The organism is Veillonella sp. VA141, assembly GCF_003992175.1.
GTDB lineage: Bacteria > Bacillota > Negativicutes > Veillonellales > Veillonellaceae > F0422.
The window spans coordinates 156,267-172,099 of record NZ_RQVM01000004.1 but is presented as its reverse complement, the minus strand read 5'-3'; the positions used below and the strand labels follow the sequence as shown (position 1 = coordinate 172,099).

Genomic DNA, 15,833 nt, shown 5'->3' with positions numbered 1-15,833 from the left:
ATTAATTATTTTTTAGCGTCAGCAAATTTTTGCATAACACCATGTTTTTTGAACAAGGAGCGAACAGTATCAGTAGGTTGTGCACCTTTACCCAACCATTCTAATGCTTTCTCTTCGTCAATATTAACGATTGCTGGGTTTTTAGTAGCATCGTATTGACCTACTGTATCAACTGGACGACCTTCGCGTGGAGCGCGGGAGTCAGCAACAACGATACGATAGAAAGGAGCTTTTTTAGCACCTAAACGAGTTAAACGGATTTTTAACATTCTTCTTTCACCTCCTTAAATAGAATATTATCCCATGAACGGTAATTTAGGGAACATCCCCTTCTTACCTTTGCTCATAGACTGCATCTGCTTCATAAACTTACGAGCATCATCGAACTGTTTAATCAGTTGATTTACTCGCTGCACTGTAGTGCCAGATCCTGCCGCAATACGTTTGCGCCGAGATCCATTCAATATATTAGGATTCGTACGTTCTGCCATCGTCATAGATTTGATGATAGCTTCAATTTGACGCACTTCTTTATTATCTAAATCAAAACCTGCTAATTGGTCCTTCAATTTCCCCATACCTGGTAACATACCCAAGATATTTTGCAAGGGCCCTAATTTGCGTATTTGGTTCATTTGCGCTAAGAAATCATCTAAAGTAAAGCTATTTTTGGCCATTTTCTCTGCCATTTTTTTCGCTTCTTCTTCATCGATAGAACTTTGCACATTTTCAATCAACGTTTTGAAATCGCCTAAATCAAGAATACGAGATGCCATACGATCTGGATGGAATACTTCTAAACCATCCATTTTTTCGCTAGTACCGGTAAACTTAATTGGCGTACCTGTGACAGCTTTAATAGAAAGTGCTGCACCACCACGGGCATCGCCATCCATTTTCGTTAGAATGACACCATCGAGGCCTAGGTAATTATTGAATGCTTCGGCTGTGCCTACTGCATCTTGACCAATCATGGCATCCACCACTAGTAAGATTTCATGCGGTTTTACTTCACCCTTGATATTAGCTAGTTCATCCATCAAGGTTTCATCGATGGCTAAGCGACCTGCTGTATCGATGATAACAATGTCTTTGAATAAGCGTTTTGCCTCTTCAATACCCGCTTTAGCAATCTCCACAGGATTCGCACCTGGCGTTTCATTCGCAAATACAGGAACATCGATTTGAGCTCCCACTACTTGCAATTGCTTAATCGCTGCTGGACGATACACATCGGCTGCTACTAGCATTGGATTCTTACCTTGTTTACGAAGATGTACAGACAGCTTACCAGCCGTAGTCGTTTTACCTGCCCCTTGTAAACCTACCAACATAATGATTGTGGGAGGTTTCGGAGAAATCATAATACGACTTTCAGTGCCACCTAATAACTCGGTTAATTCGTCATTCACAATTTTAATGACCGTTTGCGCTGGGTTCAAGGAACCAAACACTTCCTCACCCAAGGCTTTATCCTTGATACGGGCAATGAAATCTTTCGCTACTCCAAAGTTTACGTCAGCTTCTAACAAAGCAAACCGAACTTGTCGTAACGCTAGATTAACATCTTCTTCAGAAATTTTACCTTTTCCTTTTAAGGATGCAAAGGCTTCTTGTAATTTATGCGTTAAATTTTCAAAAGCCATACTAGCCCTCCAATTGTGTTAATAATGATTGAATCGATTCATATGTAATGGCAGCAGATACTAGCTCTTCTCTAATCTGTTTCACAATCTTTCGCCGTAGTAAATATTGTTCAATGAGGTGTAACTTTTGTTCATACCCCTCCATACTAGCTTTTGCTCGTTCAATATTATCATGAACAGCTTGCCTAGAGATATGCATTTCTTCTGCAATTTCACCTAGTGACATATCATCTTCATGATGTAAGGTATAACACTCTCGTTGTCGCTCCGTCAGCAAAGATCCATAAAAATCTAACAACAAACTAATTGTCATTCGTTCTTCCATGATCCCTCCTTCTAAGCGTTTTGAAAGCATTATCTGTCAAGCAAAAAATATTTACACCCTATATTAACAATATTTACCTAACTTGTCAATAGTTGTAAAGTGAATTGCCTTTACACACAAAATAATCTATACCACAACATCTTATAATATTTTGTACTGCATCGCGTCTTATGGTAACTCATTTTTTATATTTTGTTTCCAATTTTTCGGCGTACATGTTTCACCTATTCCTCAACAGGTACTGTAATTTTAGATAAATAGTCTTCACGTTTTGTCTCTGTCCAATAATTCCGTACTGGTTCTATATATACGGAACCTGCAATTTGTAATCCCTCATAAGACAAATAACTACTTACTTTATCGTACATCCACTGAGCCTGTTCTTCATAAAGACCCGTATAAAACATTTCTAGATACATCCCTCTAGGACGAGTAACAATCTCCATGTCTCCTTCATAATCAAACCCTACATCTGTACAATAATGGCTGTACTTGGTGATATCTCCCTGTTCATAGTCTTCTCCATCGATAGCCATACCAATTTGAATAGCTTTAAAAGGGACTTCCTCTATAAGCCTAGCTTGATGTTCTAATAAAGTAAACAACTTTTTCTTTCCTTTTTCTGTTGCATCATAAGAAGTTAGTGCATAAAAAGATTCTTCTTTCATACCAAAGAATAATCGATTTTTAGGTATTTTTAAATATCGTTCTAAGTTAAATAAGGTTCTCTCTAAATTCATTTTATTTGTATATAAATCATTAATCTCTCGATCAAAGCCATAGCGTGCATCTTCTAATAAGGTTTTCAACATATGCGGACCTCGATGTTCCACATAGTCTTGAATATCTTTCAAGGATAGATTTAGTTTTTTTAGGGTCAAAATAATCTCTAATCGATAGCACTCTTCTAATGTGTAATAGCGGTATCCATTATCTTCAATTTTTGCTGGCAGAAATAGTCCTAATTTTTCATAGTATAAGATCGTTTGTTTTGATATGCCATAAATTTTCGACACATCTCCAATCGTCATATAAATATTTCGCATAGATACTATCCTTTCTACTGTATTTCCAACAGGCATTTAGGTCTTCTAACAGATTTAATACATGTAACGCCTTTAATCCTCTTAATACTTGTATTGCTTATAATACATTCACAATATTTGCAATCTCTATATTATCTGCAATCTTTATAATACTTCTTTTATTTTATTTCCTGTAATACATAAGTGTTTTAGTAAAACTAAACTACAGGTATATAGTTTTAACTACACCTATACTATAGCATAACTATGGGCTTTTTAATATATTGAGTTTCATTCATATATTTTTATCTATTATTAAATTAATTCTCATAAAAAAGTCTAGTCCAAAACCTTTCAAGTTCTATAAACCTTATACTATCAATGGTTAATAACAGATATGAAAAATTTTAAAAATAATTCTTTTTATTTGTTGACTCCACCACAACCATATACTTTATTATAATAACAGAGGACAGGTACTAGATGTACAGGAGTTCTCAATGAGCAAGTTAATAAGTATAAACTATATTGTAAAAGGAGGCTATTCCTATGGCATGTGGACACAAAGGTCGCGAATTTTACGCGAACGATCCAGAAAAATTAGCACGCTACGATATGGCAATGCGTCATATTGAAGCAGCTCGTGAAGAAGGTCAATCTTCCGAGGAAATCCATGCTATGTTCAACCGCATTATGAGCGGCAACACGGCTGGTAAATGTAAGCACAAAAAAGGTTGATTCAAATACGTACGCCCATACTATTAGAATATACCCCAACCTTTGAGTGAAATAGATAGGACGATGTCCGAAACAAAACCCCAACTCTTCTTCCCTTGAGTTGGGGTTCTATTTTTGTGTTAAAACTATTACTAACCACTCTTATATACATAATTCCAGCATTTTGTATAATATCCACAAAAAGGACTATAGCAAATCGTACCTAGTTCGTATTTGTTATAGTCCTTGTCTATTGTATGGCATACGGTGAATATTCATGTAAGCCCTATTACATAGATATTACAATAAAGTTATGAACTTCTCCGGATCATCATATAGGCCGATGATTACACTTTTGCACGTTTTAATCGCAATGCATTGCTCACCACCGTAACAGAGCTAAATGCCATGGCGGTTCCGGCAATGATAGGGCTCAAATACCCTATCGCTGCCAATGGAATACCAATGCAGTTAAAGATCAATGCCCAGAATAAATTTTGTTTAATATTTGTCATCGTTTTACGACTAATCGTCACGGCTTGTACTAAGGTGCGCAAATCATTTCGCACTAATACGATATCCGCCGCCTCAATGGCTACGTCCGTACCATGACCGATACCAAATCCAATATCTGCTAGCGCTAAAGCTGGCGCATCATTGATACCATCTCCCACCATGCCAACGGATTTTCCTTGACTTTGTAATGTGGCGATGGTATTTGCTTTATCTTGTGGCAGTACTTCCGCTACTACGTGAGTAATTCCTGCTTGGGCAGCTATATAGTTCGCTGTGCGCGCATTGTCTCCTGTGACCATCCACACATCGATGCCTTGCTCTTGTAAAGCCTTTACAACCTCAGGAGTTTCTGGACGCAATGTATCTGCTACAGCCCAAATACCGTGTACTGTGCCGTCTACTAACAAGACGGATACAGAATTGCCTTGTTCTTCCAGACTGTGGATCTCCGCTTGCCATGGCGTGATATCAACACCTAGTTCTTGCATCCAGCGAGTATGACCAACCCGAATCAATTTATCCGCTATATGTCCTTCCAATCCTTTTCCTGGAATATCTTGGAAGTCTTTCACGATCATTTGTGGCACGCCTTTGCTAGCACCGTATTTAGCAATGGCTTGTGCAATAGGGTGAGTGGATCCTTTTTCAAGATTCACTGTGAAAGCCAAATTATACATTTCATCACCTGCTGTATATATCACTTTCGTAACAGATAGCTTTCCTTCCGTTAAAGTCCCAGTTTTATCCATGATGATGGCATTGATATGACCTGCTTTTTCTAAAAATTCTGCGCTTTTAATAAGCACACCATGTTCTGCCCCAAGGCCTGAACCTACCATGATGGATGTGGGTGTCGCCAACCCCAAGGCGCACGGGCAGGCAATTACAAGCACAGCTGTGCCATATAATAAAGCTTCTCCTACCGTAGATCCTAATGCAAAATACCAAATAATCATGGTAAGAATGGCAATACCGATGACTACCGGCACAAAATAGGATGCTACCACATCCGCGATACGCTGAATGCTCGCTTTAGATGCTTGCGCTTGTTCCACTACTTTGATGATTTGGGATAACATAGTTTCCTCCCCAATAGCAGTGGCTTTCATAATAAATGTGCCCGACATGTTAACTGTGGCGCCTATGACTTGACTAGACTGACCTTTTTCTACAGGTACGCTTTCACCTGTCAGCATAGCCTCATCCACTGTGGAATGACCTTCTAAAATAATTCCATCTACTGGCACTTTTTCGCCGGCCCGTACTTGGATTTTGTCACCTAGGACAATCTCCTTCGTAGGAATATCCATCCACTCCCCATTGCGTTCCACATGGGCCACGCTAGGTTGTAATGCCACTAATTTTTGAATAGCCTCAGACGTACGTCCCTTAGCAATTTCTTCCAATAATTTACCTAATAAAATAAAGGTAATAAGCCACGCAGAGGTTTCAAAATACACATCATGATTCCCTACTGCCATTTGATAGATACTAAATCCGTACGCTACGGACGTGCCTAATGCTACGAGCACATCCATAGTAAGCGTGCCACTGCGAATCGCCGCAAAAGCGCTAGTATAAAAAATCCAGCCCGCTCCAAATTGAGCAATCGTAGCTAAGACTAATTCAATTTCATGAGATAACATCGGCCAATGCCATAAATAGTGACCCATCATGGATACCATCATAGGGATCGCCATGAGGGCTGCCACACCTAAGCGAATATATTGCCCTTTATGAGATGGTTTTTCTACCTTCATATCCGCATCAGTAGCAATATGTGCTTCAAAGCCAATCTTTTCAATAGCAGCAATGACCTCTGCCGCACCTATTGTGCTACCTTCTGTATACGTTACGGTTCCTTTATTGGTGAGCAAATTGACTTTCACATCTTCTACACCATCTAATTTGCTAACTGCTTTTTCTACACGCCCTACGCAAGCAGCGCAGTGCATGCCAATAATAGAAAATTCTTCTTTATGCATACTTCCTCCTCATGCTATATGCTTCTATGTGAAAGATACCTATATTTATTACTATGAATATATTAACATATATCCAACCTTTTTCATAGTATATACCCTATACAAATTTAACAGTATATTTCTTATACAAATCTTGCAGTATGTGGCTTACAGCGATTTGATAGCTATCGATTGTCTAACCCACCGTATTTACACAAACTATTGTATCCTGTCCGTGTTACGCTGTCCGATTATACAGATCTAACACTCTATATTTCGTATAGCAACAGTGTTCCACTAACTTATGTTATACTATAGATACACAAGGATTGTAAACTAATATTTATTATTCATATACAGGAGTTTCTATGTCAGATATCCCCCAATCTTATATCACTATAGCCAATGAGTTTAGAACTGAATATATTATCGAAAAGTCACGTTTCATTTCTACTATCGCTCCTGTTACTACTGAAGCAGAAGCACAAACATTTATCCAACGTATATCCAAAGAATTTTGGGATGCTACTCACAACTGCACCGCCTATGCTATCGGCCCTCGCCAAGAACAACAGCGTTCCTCTGACAATGGAGAGCCCTCAGGGACGGCAGGAAAGCCGATGCTAGAAGTATTAAAAAAAACAGGCATTACAAATGTAGCTGTCGTGGTTACTCGTTATTTCGGAGGTATTAAGTTAGGTGCAGGAGGACTCATTCGTGCGTACTCTCATAGTGCAGCTAAGGCTGTCCAAGAAGGGGCTAAACTACTTATTGCACCTCGCCAAATTGTGACTATCTCCATAGATTATTCTAACTTTGGAGCCATAGAGCGCCAACTACAAACTCTAGGGCTTCACTATACAGCATCGTTTACAGATCTAGTATCTATTGAAATCTATGTAGAACCAGAAGCTGTGACCTCCTTAGAAGCTGATTTGACGAATCTAACTGGTGGTAACTTAACTTGGCAATTGCAAGATGTTCGTATGGTAGAATTGCCCTATACCACAAATATATCTGAAGAGTAAGGGTTACATCTCACATATACACGACAGGTAATCATCAAATAAGACTTCTGATTTAAACCTTTTAACTAAAGGATACTCAGTTTCTAACATAAGCAACAAAAAACCACGGTGTCTTCCTTCACCGTGGTTTTTTGTGCTTCTTGTTGGAGTCCTCTATATAAAGGGAAAGTACGCTAAATTAATGGCTGCAGCATTCTGCTACAAACACTTCTACAACTTCTTCATCTTGTAATTCAGAAGTCCAAGGATGTGGCCAGCCTTTAATGCTATTATCTTTACATTGACTTGCTTCACATGCTTCTAAACGATGTTTTTTTAAATTTTCTATCCATGCTGTTACTAAACTCATATTAGTTACTTCCTTCCTTGTCATAACACTCTACTCTTCCAGTTAAGTGTACTCTTATTGCATGTCTGTAGTATACAAGAGTCCAAAACATTTGTGAAATGACAGATAGTTATTATCTCATAAACTATTTTTTATAATACTTTTTATAGTATTTTTATTAAATCAAATTTAATGATAACTAACAAGCATATTAGATATAACTTTTTGACGTTTATTTGACGATTTTTAATAAAATAAAAAACAAAAAGCACACATGTATAACATATGTGCTCTTGTCCTGTGGCGGAGGATTAGGGATTCGAACCCTAGCGCCGGTAACCCGACCTAACGATTTAGCAAACCGTCCTCTTCAGCCTCTTGAGTAATCCTCCATGATACTTACTAAGAATACCATAGAAAGATTCAATTTGTCAATTCTTTTTTAAAGTTCATAGCCAACTTCTACAACTTCTACTTCTCCAGAATTTGGATGCATCATTAATCCATGAACTGCCACATCTTTGGGTATCAACGGATTCATTCGAAGCATGCTCACCGTTTCTTGTACATTATCTACTGGGTGAGAAAATCCATCGGCCCAATGCTCTAATTCGTGACGCACCATTTGAATCGCCTCAGGTGCTACACCACGCGACAACATGGCTGTAGTCAAACTTTCAGAAGTAGTTTTCGCCATACCGCACTCATAATGACCGATCACAAAAATTTCAGATACTCCTAGCTCATAGATGCAAACTAACAAACTACGTACCACGCTATCAAACATACCTGAAATGGAGTTACCCGCCGATTTAATCACCTTTGCATGACCCCGTTCAATGCCGAGAGCCTGCTCCATAAAGTTTACTAATCTCGTATCCATACACGTCAAAATCGCAATTTCACGAGTTGGCACCTTACTTACTGTTGGTGGCTCATCCCCATGTTCTTTGGTCGTACTGTCTAGAAATTCTCGATTATGTCGTAATATTTCATTTAATAAATTCATCAGTCACCTCACATAAAATTATCGAATTCGTTTTTTATAATGTTGTGAATTACCTTGCTGTTTCCAACCTACACGATCACCAATAGACATCACTCGACGAGTTAAACACTCTTTACATTGGTCTGCATTATCATCCACACATGGCTTATTATCATATAATAAATACTTCGCACGATGCTCTGGTACTGTAATGATAGGCATTAAGATATTCGCTCCAGCCGCCAATCCTTTTTCACGACCTAGTTTGTCTAAAGCTTGCAATGCTGTGGTAGCTGCAATATTAACATCTTTTAAGAATAGACGTGTTAAGGCAATCATTTTTAATCCTAACTGCACCCGCTCTAGTTTACCCTCTTGTGAGTCTATGCCTAACTCCAAAGCACGTTGCCCTAGAGGAGTATCATGATGTACCACATACGGTCCCATACCAATCATATCGATATCCATATCACGATAGAATAAAATGTCGTTGACAAGATCATCTAGTGTTTGTCCAGGTAAACCAATCATAACACCGGTACCGACTTGAAATCCTACCTTGCGCAAAGATTTCAAGCAATTCACACGTGTCTCAAAGGAGTGTAAGGCATCCTTTGGATGGATCATCTCAAATAAGTCTTTATTCGTCGTTTCAATGCGAAGAAGATACCGGTCCGCACCTGCTTCACGCATACGTCGGTATGCTTCTTCCGATTGCTCCCCTACACACATGGTGATGCCTAGCTCATTGTTGCTTAACTTTTTAATATCGCGAATTAAATCCACCACATAATCTACAAAGGCATCATCCGTACGTTCTCCGGACTGTAATGTTAAAGAGCCATACTCATGGTCGTAGGCCCATTGTGCCATTTTTAATACGTCATCACGAGACATATCAAATCGTTCTGTCTTGCTGTTTTCATGACGGATACCACAATATAAACAGTTTTTGATACAACGATTGGAAAACTCAATGAGTCCACGGTAATAGGCTACCTTATCTACGTAAGCAGCTTTTACCTCATAGGCTTTTTTATATATTTTTTGTAATTCTTCCTCATCCGTAATGGTCATAAGGAATCGTAGTTCCTCTTCCGTTAACCACTCGTCACCGACGAGATCTTTTTGTAAAATACTATCTACTGTCATATTTCCTCTATTAGAACACATGTAATACTTATTATTCCTTACGATAGGCAATGATAATTGACCCATCTATATCTGTAGGCAATGGATCCAATACAAATCCTTTTAATTCTTTTGGTAACTGTGAAAGTTCTGTCACTTGATGTTCACAGATATAATGTGCCAATGAACCACGCATCTGTTTTGACGATGTACTAAGCTGCTTCCACACACCATTACGATGCTCTAAAAATTCTATGGTTACCATCTTAGGATGGTTAATCCATTTAGAATATTCCTTAGATGCCAAATTGAGTATCCAATCTTCCTCACCTACAGCGGCATCCACTAAAGGTTGCCACCAGGCATAGAGATTTGTTTTTTCCTCTTTCAATACAGGATCAATTAAATCCAGCCGATATCCTTTGATACCACTGTTAGGGGCTACTAAGCCATACAAGGCAGACCCTATCCATACATGGGTATTGGCGAATGCTTTTCCTTCCTCTGAAAGTCCATCATAATCAAAATTTTTGAAAGATAGCCCGTCATAGCTAAGCGCTGCCATACCTTCTACTTCTTTGTCATAATTTTGATAAAAATCATATACTTCATCTAAAACTGTATCTTTTATTTTTAAAGCCTTCCCTAGACCTTCTTTTGATACACCTTGCATGTGTTTCACAATTTGCTCCGTCATATATGATGCAAACATAGGTCCACTAGGAGTGCCTTTTATATCTTTTGTTTTACTAGGGGATATAATTAGTTTCATAGTCTCCTCTATTCTAACAGTACTATTCTATCGTTTAATATATCTATTTATTTAATACCCAATAATCATGATATTATCTATTTTCAATCTTGTTAGTATTCATAGTATTGTTGTAGACTTATATAGTATATCATACATCGAATAAAATGGATATGGACTCCATCATACATATTTAAGTATCTTTTTAATACCCATGATGCATTCCACAATCTTATTCTATTCCTCTCATATATTATAGACAAAGACCATATCATATCAAGAATATTAGAAAAATTATAAGTAAAGAAAACCCCTCAAACACAAGTGTTCAAGGGGCTTTGTTATACGCTTTATCGATTATTTCAATTCGATTGTTGCGCCAGCTTCTTCTAATTTAGCTTTTAAAGCTTCAGCGTCAGCAGCAGCTACGCCTTCTTTAACAGCAGCAGGAGCGCCGTCAACGATAGCTTTAGCTTCTTTTAAGCCTAAACCAGTAGCTTCACGTACAACTTTGATTACGTTGATTTTGGAAGCACCAGCGTCTTTAAGAATTACGTCGAATTCGGATTTAGCGTCAGCACCGCCAGCAGCAGCACCAGCAGCAGCTACAGCTACAGGAGCAGCAGCAGTTACGCCGAATTTGTCTTCGATTGCTTTTACAAGATCATTAAGTTCTAAAATAGTTGCAGTTTCTAATTCAGCAACGATGTTTTCGATGTTCAATGCCATGATTGATATCCTCCATTTTTGATATATGTTTTCTTAGTTAATTGTGTTGCTATTATGCAACAGTTTCGTCTTTTGCTTCCGCAACAGCTTTTACTGCGTAAGCTACATTGCGAACTGGAGCTTGAAGCACGGAAAGAAGCATGGAAAGCATACCTTCGCGGTTCGGCAAGTTTGCAATTTCTTGTACTTTTGCAGCGTCAAGAACTTCACCTTCCACAATACCAGCTTTAACAGTTAAAGCTTCAGTTTTTGTGTCTTTAATGAAGTTTTCAAGAATACGAGCTGGAGCTACAGCGTCTGTGCTAGAAGTTGCTAATGCAGTAGGACCTTCTAAATGCTCAGAGAAAGCTTCGTAACCTAATTCGTTAGCAGCGATGCGAGTCAAAGTATTTTTGATTACTTTGTATTCTACACCTTCAGCCAAGAATTTACGACGAAGATCTGTTACTTGAGCAACAGTCAAACCGCTATAACCAACTAATACAGCACCTTTCGCTTCAGAAAGAGTTTCTTTCATTTGAGCTACAACTGCTTGTTTTTGTTGAGTGACAGCCATTAGAATACCTCCTTGTAGATTTTTGGTGATTTTCTATGTACTATCTTAGCGTAAAAACGACCTCAACGAAGACGTTGAGGTCGAGAACCATTCCATAATAGATTGGATTCAGCCTCAGCGGGCGAGTTTCCTCATTAAATCAAATGATGCCAGCCGTCTACAGCTAAGAGAACATATATAATTATTGTTCCTTGCTAGTGCTTGTTAATTTAAACACGTTCATAGGAACGCCAGGACCCATAGTGGAGCTAAGTGTCACAGTTTTAATGTATTGACCTTTAGCTGCTGCAGGTTTAGCTTTAACAATAGTATCAACGATTGTACGGAAATTGTCAAGTAATTTCGCATCATCAAAAGATGCTTTACCGATAGGACATGCAATGATACCAGCTTTGTCTGTACGGTATTCGATTTTACCTGCTTTAATTTCGCTAACAGCACGAGCTACGTCAGGTGTTACAGTACCAACTTTAGGGTTTGGCATTAAGCCTTTAGGACCTAAAATTTTACCTAAACGACCAACTTGGCCCATCATGTCAGGAGTAGCTACAACAACGTCGAAGTCGCTGAAACCACCTTGTACTTTTGCTACTAATTCTTCGGAACCAACGATATCTGCGCCAGCATCCTCAGCTTCTTTAATTTTGTCGCCTTTCGCAAATACGAGTACGCGTTGAGTTTTACCTGTACCATGTGGTAATACAACGGCACCACGAACTTGTTGATCAGCGTATTTAGGATCGACGTTCAAATTGAAAGCGATTTCGATTGTTTCGTCGAATTTTGCAGTGGCAGTTTTCTTAACTAATTCAATACCTTCTACTGGTTCGTAGAATTTATCTGCTTCGATAAGTTTTACTGCTTCAGCATATTTCTTACCTACTTTTGCCATTTTTATTCCTCCTTATGTGGTGTAACGGGATGTCCCTCCCACCGATATGTGAGTCACATACCGTACGCTAATTAATCAACGATTTCAATGCCCATGCTGCGTGCAGTACCTTCTACCATACGCATAGCTTGCTCAACAGTGTTAGCATTTAAGTCAGGCATTTTAAGTTCAGCGATTTCACGAACTTTATCGCGACCAACTTTAGCTACTTTATCACGGTTAGGTACTCCAGATCCTTTTGGGATACCTGCTGCTTTTTTCAATAAAACTGCAGCTGGTGGAGTTTTTGTGATGAAAGTGAAGCTTCTATCTTCGTATACAGTAATAACAACTGGGATGATAAGACCAGCTTGTTGAGCTGTTCTTTCGTTAAATTCTTTAACGAAGCCCATGATGTTAACACCTGCTTGACCCAAAGCTGGACCAATCGGTGGCGCTGGACTCGCTTTACCAGCCTCGCACTGTAATTTCACAACTTTACTAACTTTTTTAGCCATGGTGATTACACCTCCTTGCGTCAAAATGTGGTGGTAACGGAGCGAAATTGCCCCTCCCACTGGCAACCTCCCGGCCGCCTAAAAAGGTTAGAGTTATATAATATATTAAAGAATTTTCTCAACTTGAGAATATTCTACCTCTACTGGGGTTTCACGATTAAACATCTCTACATTTAAACGTAGTTTTGCATGATCATGATTGATTTCAGTAATAACGCCTGTTCTATCTTCAAAGGCACCGGATGTAATTCGGACAGTTTCTCCTACTTCAACATCAAGAGTTTGTACTGGTTCTTGATCCAAACCTTGAGACTTCAAGATATAGGCTACTTCAGAATCAGATAGTGGCACTGGTTTTGTTACAGAACCAACAAATCCTGTAACACCTGGTGTATTACGCACCACATACCAAGATTCGTCATTTACTTCCATTTCTACCAGCACATAGCCTGGAAAGACTTTGCGTTTTACTACTTTTTTTACACCATCTTTTTCGTCGATTTCATCTTCCATTGGAATTAAGATGCGTGAAATCACATCTTCCATTCCCATAGCTTGAACTTTCAACTCCAAAGTGGTTTTAACTTTATTTTCGTAGCCTGAGTAAGTATGTAAGACATACCACTTTTTATCTGTTCCCATTAAAAAAGCCTCCTACTTTACAGCACTCTTTAACAACTTAAAAAGTTCTGCAAATACTGTGTCAACGATACCAATAATAACAGAAATTAAAATTACTGCTATAAATACGGCAATCGTATAGTTCACAAGCTCTTTTTTTGTAGGCCAGACTACTTTCTTGAGCTCAGATCGCACTTCACGAACGAATTTACCGTTACCATTTTGTTGTGCTTGAGCTTTTGAATTAGTTCCTGCCATGATATCACATCCTCACGTCAACAAATAATTAACAATTATTTTGTTTCACGGTGTAACGTGTGTTTACCACAGAATTTACAGAATTTATTCATTTCAATACGATCTGGGTTATTTTTTTTGTTTTTGTTTGTCTGATAGTTACGTTGCTTGCATTCAGTACAAGCCATAGTTACTGCGTTACGCATCAGTTTACACCTCTCTTTAAAGTGCCTAGACGGCTATTACTTCATAAACATACTAATATAGACTACCACAAGTGGAAGCCTATGTCAAATGCAATCTAAAAAAGCCAGGTTTTTCCTGACCTCTATATTATTACATAGAACATCTTAAATAGCAAGTAGTTTCCTATGTTATTTATAAATTTTTCATTTACAAAATTGAATGATAGGACTATAATAAAACCATAATTTACCATCTTGCATGGAACACTAGCTCAGTTGGCAGAGCATCTGACTCTTAATCAGAGGGTCCAGGGTTCGAACCCCTGGTGTTCCACCACAGTTAGAACCGCACAACAGTGCGGTTCTTTTGTTATATAGACAGTCCTTTTACTTTATAATACCAGCGCCCCTATGACACCACCTACTAGCAAGGTAATGTCATAGAATATAAATGTTGGCACGCAAGTATCCCATATATGATTGTGTTGTCCATCTGCATTGAGTCCTGATGTAGGCCCTAATGTAGAATCCGATGCTGGCGAACCTGCATCTCCTAAGGCTGCTGCGATACCGATTAATAAGATGATAGCTGGTACTGAAAAACCTAAATGTAATCCCATAGGAATGTAAATGGATGCAATCACTGGAATGGTACCAAAGGAAGTGCCTATTCCCATAGTAATTAGCAATCCTACAATAAGCATCACGATGGCACCTACTAATTTTGAATCAATAATAGTCACTGTGGCTGATACTAAATGTTCCACAGAGTTTGTTTCTCGCAATACGTTGGCATAACCTGCGGCAATTAACATGACAAAGGCAATAGTCCCCATCATGCGAATACCACCATCCACATCTTCATCCATTTTTGACCATTTGATGAGGCCTGTAGCAAAGAATACTGCCAATCCTGCTAACGCTCCTATGGGCAAAGATTTAAAATACAGCTGTGCCACAAAAGCCACTGCTGCCCCTGCTAATCCTTTCCAACAATCCGGCGTCATACGAGTTGTATGCTCTGTAGATTCTTCTTGCACCACCGCAATATCTTCATACTCACGACTTCGACTATAGTACACAATGGCAAGCAATAATCCTACCACCATGGATATACCACCAATCCACATGACAGAAGCTATATCAGAAATCGATACATTCACACCGTTCGCTACCATTTGATCTTTTATAATAGTCATAAACAGCAATCCAAAGCCAACTGGCAAAGATACATACGGTGCTTTCAAACCAAATGTTAAGGCGCATGCCACCGCTCTACGATCTAATTTCATTCGATTCATCACCACTAATAGGGGCGGAATTAAAATAGGAATGAAGGCAATATGCACAGGAATTAAGTTTTGCGAAAAACATGCTACGAAAGCGATGAGCAAGGTAAATGCTACTTTTTTCGTACCTACAATATTAGTAATCTTCTTGGTAACAACTGTAGCTAGCCCAGACCGTCCAATGACAATGGCTAAGGCTCCCAGTAAAATATAACTAAATGCAGTTTCCGAATTGCCACCCATACCACCGATTAATGACTCAATCGTAGTAGTTACCGTCATCCCTCCTGCTAGGCCTGCCACTAAGGAAGCTACGATAACCGATAACAACACGTTAAATCGTAGCAAACACAGAATCGACATGGCGATGACTGATAGCACTATGGGGTTTAACACTATATCCATTTA

At 38.7% G+C, this 15,833-nt stretch carries 19 protein-coding genes and 2 tRNA genes; 3 read left to right on the top strand and 18 right to left on the bottom strand.

Annotated elements, in window-relative coordinates:
- Positions 1–5: 5 nt before the first annotated feature.
- The 4 genes from rpsP to EO112_RS05920 all read right to left on the bottom strand — a co-directional run bounded on the left by rpsP (position 6) and on the right by EO112_RS05920 (position 3,017).
- Complete coding sequence (gene rpsP, locus EO112_RS05935) at positions 6–269, bottom strand: 30S ribosomal protein S16 (protein WP_009353289.1); 264 nt, start codon at positions 267–269, stop codon at positions 6–8.
- A 27-nt stretch (positions 270–296) separates the two neighbouring features.
- A complete protein-coding gene (gene ffh / locus EO112_RS05930; protein ID WP_127163404.1) occupies positions 297–1,646 on the bottom strand; it encodes a signal recognition particle protein in 1,350 nt (449 codons plus the stop codon).
- A gap of 1 nt (position 1,647) precedes the next feature.
- On the bottom strand, positions 1,648–1,971 hold the full coding sequence (gene ylxM / locus EO112_RS05925) for a YlxM family DNA-binding protein (protein WP_127163402.1): 324 nt from the start codon (positions 1,969–1,971) through the stop codon (positions 1,648–1,650).
- Between the two features lie 224 nt (positions 1,972–2,195).
- Complete coding sequence (locus EO112_RS05920; protein WP_164723954.1) at positions 2,196–3,017, bottom strand: MerR family transcriptional regulator; 822 nt, start codon at positions 3,015–3,017, stop codon at positions 2,196–2,198.
- A 528-nt stretch (positions 3,018–3,545) separates the two neighbouring features.
- Between EO112_RS05920 and EO112_RS05915 the strand changes: the two genes are divergently transcribed.
- Entirely contained in the window at positions 3,546–3,734 is a 189-nt protein-coding gene (locus EO112_RS05915) for a hypothetical protein (protein ID WP_009353434.1), read from the top strand.
- A gap of 326 nt (positions 3,735–4,060) precedes the next feature.
- On the opposite strand, the gene EO112_RS05910 is transcribed toward EO112_RS05915, so the two are convergent.
- Positions 4,061–6,214 carry a cation-translocating P-type ATPase gene (locus EO112_RS05910; RefSeq protein WP_127163400.1) on the bottom strand — a complete coding sequence of 718 codons (2,154 nt, stop codon included), beginning with the start codon at positions 6,212–6,214 and terminating at the stop codon, positions 4,061–4,063.
- 347 nt (positions 6,215–6,561) lie between these two features.
- On the opposite strand from EO112_RS05910, the gene EO112_RS05905 reads away from it, so the two are divergent.
- Entirely contained in the window at positions 6,562–7,221 is a 660-nt protein-coding gene (locus EO112_RS05905; protein WP_062401689.1) for a YigZ family protein, read from the top strand.
- 178 nt (positions 7,222–7,399) lie between these two features.
- On the opposite strand, the gene EO112_RS08285 is transcribed toward EO112_RS05905, so the two are convergent.
- From EO112_RS08285 to rpmG, 12 genes are all read right to left on the bottom strand, one after another.
- Positions 7,400–7,570, bottom strand: coding sequence for a hypothetical protein (locus EO112_RS08285; RefSeq protein ID WP_156439335.1), 171 nt, complete (start codon positions 7,568–7,570; stop codon positions 7,400–7,402).
- A 280-nt stretch (positions 7,571–7,850) separates the two neighbouring features.
- Positions 7,851–7,941 (bottom strand) — tRNA-Ser (locus EO112_RS05900).
- Between the two features lie 50 nt (positions 7,942–7,991).
- Positions 7,992–8,558: a carbonic anhydrase gene (locus tag EO112_RS05895; RefSeq protein WP_009353427.1), complete on the bottom strand. Its 567-nt coding sequence runs from the start codon at positions 8,556–8,558 to the stop codon at positions 7,992–7,994.
- Positions 8,559–8,576: 18 nt separating this feature from the next.
- Complete coding sequence (gene hydE, locus EO112_RS05890; protein ID WP_062401686.1) at positions 8,577–9,689, bottom strand: [FeFe] hydrogenase H-cluster radical SAM maturase HydE; 1,113 nt, start codon at positions 9,687–9,689, stop codon at positions 8,577–8,579.
- A 31-nt stretch (positions 9,690–9,720) separates the two neighbouring features.
- Entirely contained in the window at positions 9,721–10,440 is a 720-nt protein-coding gene (locus EO112_RS05885) for a YaaA family protein (protein WP_127163398.1), read from the bottom strand.
- Between the two features lie 336 nt (positions 10,441–10,776).
- The gene (gene rplL / locus EO112_RS05880) at positions 10,777–11,148 is read right to left on the bottom strand and encodes a 50S ribosomal protein L7/L12 (protein WP_009353354.1); all 372 of its coding nucleotides are present in this window, start codon (positions 11,146–11,148) and stop codon (positions 10,777–10,779) included.
- A gap of 52 nt (positions 11,149–11,200) precedes the next feature.
- Entirely contained in the window at positions 11,201–11,704 is a 504-nt protein-coding gene (rplJ, locus tag EO112_RS05875) for a 50S ribosomal protein L10 (protein ID WP_009353339.1), read from the bottom strand.
- Between the two features lie 181 nt (positions 11,705–11,885).
- Complete coding sequence (gene rplA, locus EO112_RS05870) at positions 11,886–12,596, bottom strand: 50S ribosomal protein L1 (RefSeq protein WP_009353433.1); 711 nt, start codon at positions 12,594–12,596, stop codon at positions 11,886–11,888.
- Positions 12,597–12,667: 71 nt separating this feature from the next.
- Positions 12,668–13,093 (bottom strand): 50S ribosomal protein L11, encoded by a 426-nt coding sequence (gene rplK / locus EO112_RS05865; protein ID WP_062401677.1) that lies wholly within the window; start codon positions 13,091–13,093, stop codon positions 12,668–12,670.
- A gap of 105 nt (positions 13,094–13,198) precedes the next feature.
- Positions 13,199–13,735, bottom strand: coding sequence for a transcription termination/antitermination protein NusG (nusG, locus tag EO112_RS05860; RefSeq protein WP_009353394.1), 537 nt, complete (start codon positions 13,733–13,735; stop codon positions 13,199–13,201).
- Positions 13,736–13,747: 12 nt separating this feature from the next.
- Positions 13,748–13,972: a preprotein translocase subunit SecE gene (gene secE, locus EO112_RS05855; protein WP_009353261.1), complete on the bottom strand. Its 225-nt coding sequence runs from the start codon at positions 13,970–13,972 to the stop codon at positions 13,748–13,750.
- Between the two features lie 35 nt (positions 13,973–14,007).
- Positions 14,008–14,157, bottom strand: a complete 150-nt coding sequence (rpmG, locus tag EO112_RS05850) for a 50S ribosomal protein L33 (RefSeq protein ID WP_062401675.1) — start codon at positions 14,155–14,157, stop codon at positions 14,008–14,010.
- 240 nt (positions 14,158–14,397) lie between these two features.
- On the opposite strand from rpmG, the gene EO112_RS05845 reads away from it, so the two are divergent.
- Positions 14,398–14,473: transfer RNA gene (locus EO112_RS05845), tRNA-Lys, on the top strand.
- A 55-nt stretch (positions 14,474–14,528) separates the two neighbouring features.
- Here the strand turns inward: EO112_RS05845 and EO112_RS05840 are convergent.
- The gene (locus EO112_RS05840) at positions 14,529–15,830 is read right to left on the bottom strand and encodes a Na+/H+ antiporter family protein (RefSeq protein WP_009353426.1); all 1,302 of its coding nucleotides are present in this window, start codon (positions 15,828–15,830) and stop codon (positions 14,529–14,531) included.
- Positions 15,831–15,833: the final 3 nt, after the last annotated feature.

Coding starts and splice junctions, on each gene's coding strand:
- hydE (WP_062401686.1), bottom strand. CDS start 9,689: ATGACAGTAGATAGTATTTTACAAAAAGATCTCGTCGGTGACGAGTGG.
- EO112_RS05920 (WP_164723954.1), bottom strand. CDS start 3,017: ATGCGAAATATTTATATGACGATTGGAGATGTGTCGAAAATTTATGGC.
- EO112_RS05895 (WP_009353427.1), bottom strand. CDS start 8,558: ATGAATTTATTAAATGAAATATTACGACATAATCGAGAATTTCTAGAC.
- EO112_RS05905 (WP_062401689.1), top strand. CDS start 6,562: ATGTCAGATATCCCCCAATCTTATATCACTATAGCCAATGAGTTTAGA.
- rpsP (WP_009353289.1), bottom strand. CDS start 269: ATGTTAAAAATCCGTTTAACTCGTTTAGGTGCTAAAAAAGCTCCTTTC.
- EO112_RS05840 (WP_009353426.1), bottom strand. CDS start 15,830: ATGGATATAGTGTTAAACCCCATAGTGCTATCAGTCATCGCCATGTCG.
- ffh (WP_127163404.1), bottom strand. CDS start 1,646: ATGGCTTTTGAAAATTTAACGCATAAATTACAAGAAGCCTTTGCATCC.
- ylxM (WP_127163402.1), bottom strand. CDS start 1,971: ATGGAAGAACGAATGACAATTAGTTTGTTGTTAGATTTTTATGGATCT.
- EO112_RS05915 (WP_009353434.1), top strand. CDS start 3,546: ATGGCATGTGGACACAAAGGTCGCGAATTTTACGCGAACGATCCAGAA.
- EO112_RS08285 (WP_156439335.1), bottom strand. CDS start 7,570: ATGAGTTTAGTAACAGCATGGATAGAAAATTTAAAAAAACATCGTTTA.
- rplK (WP_062401677.1), bottom strand. CDS start 13,093: ATGGCTAAAAAAGTTAGTAAAGTTGTGAAATTACAGTGCGAGGCTGGT.
- rplA (WP_009353433.1), bottom strand. CDS start 12,596: ATGGCAAAAGTAGGTAAGAAATATGCTGAAGCAGTAAAACTTATCGAA.
- rpmG (WP_062401675.1), bottom strand. CDS start 14,157: ATGCGTAACGCAGTAACTATGGCTTGTACTGAATGCAAGCAACGTAAC.
- EO112_RS05910 (WP_127163400.1), bottom strand. CDS start 6,214: ATGCATAAAGAAGAATTTTCTATTATTGGCATGCACTGCGCTGCTTGC.
- secE (WP_009353261.1), bottom strand. CDS start 13,972: ATGGCAGGAACTAATTCAAAAGCTCAAGCACAACAAAATGGTAACGGT.
- EO112_RS05885 (WP_127163398.1), bottom strand. CDS start 10,440: ATGAAACTAATTATATCCCCTAGTAAAACAAAAGATATAAAAGGCACT.
- nusG (WP_009353394.1), bottom strand. CDS start 13,735: ATGGGAACAGATAAAAAGTGGTATGTCTTACATACTTACTCAGGCTAC.
- rplJ (WP_009353339.1), bottom strand. CDS start 11,704: ATGGCTGTCACTCAACAAAAACAAGCAGTTGTAGCTCAAATGAAAGAA.
- rplL (WP_009353354.1), bottom strand. CDS start 11,148: ATGGCATTGAACATCGAAAACATCGTTGCTGAATTAGAAACTGCAACT.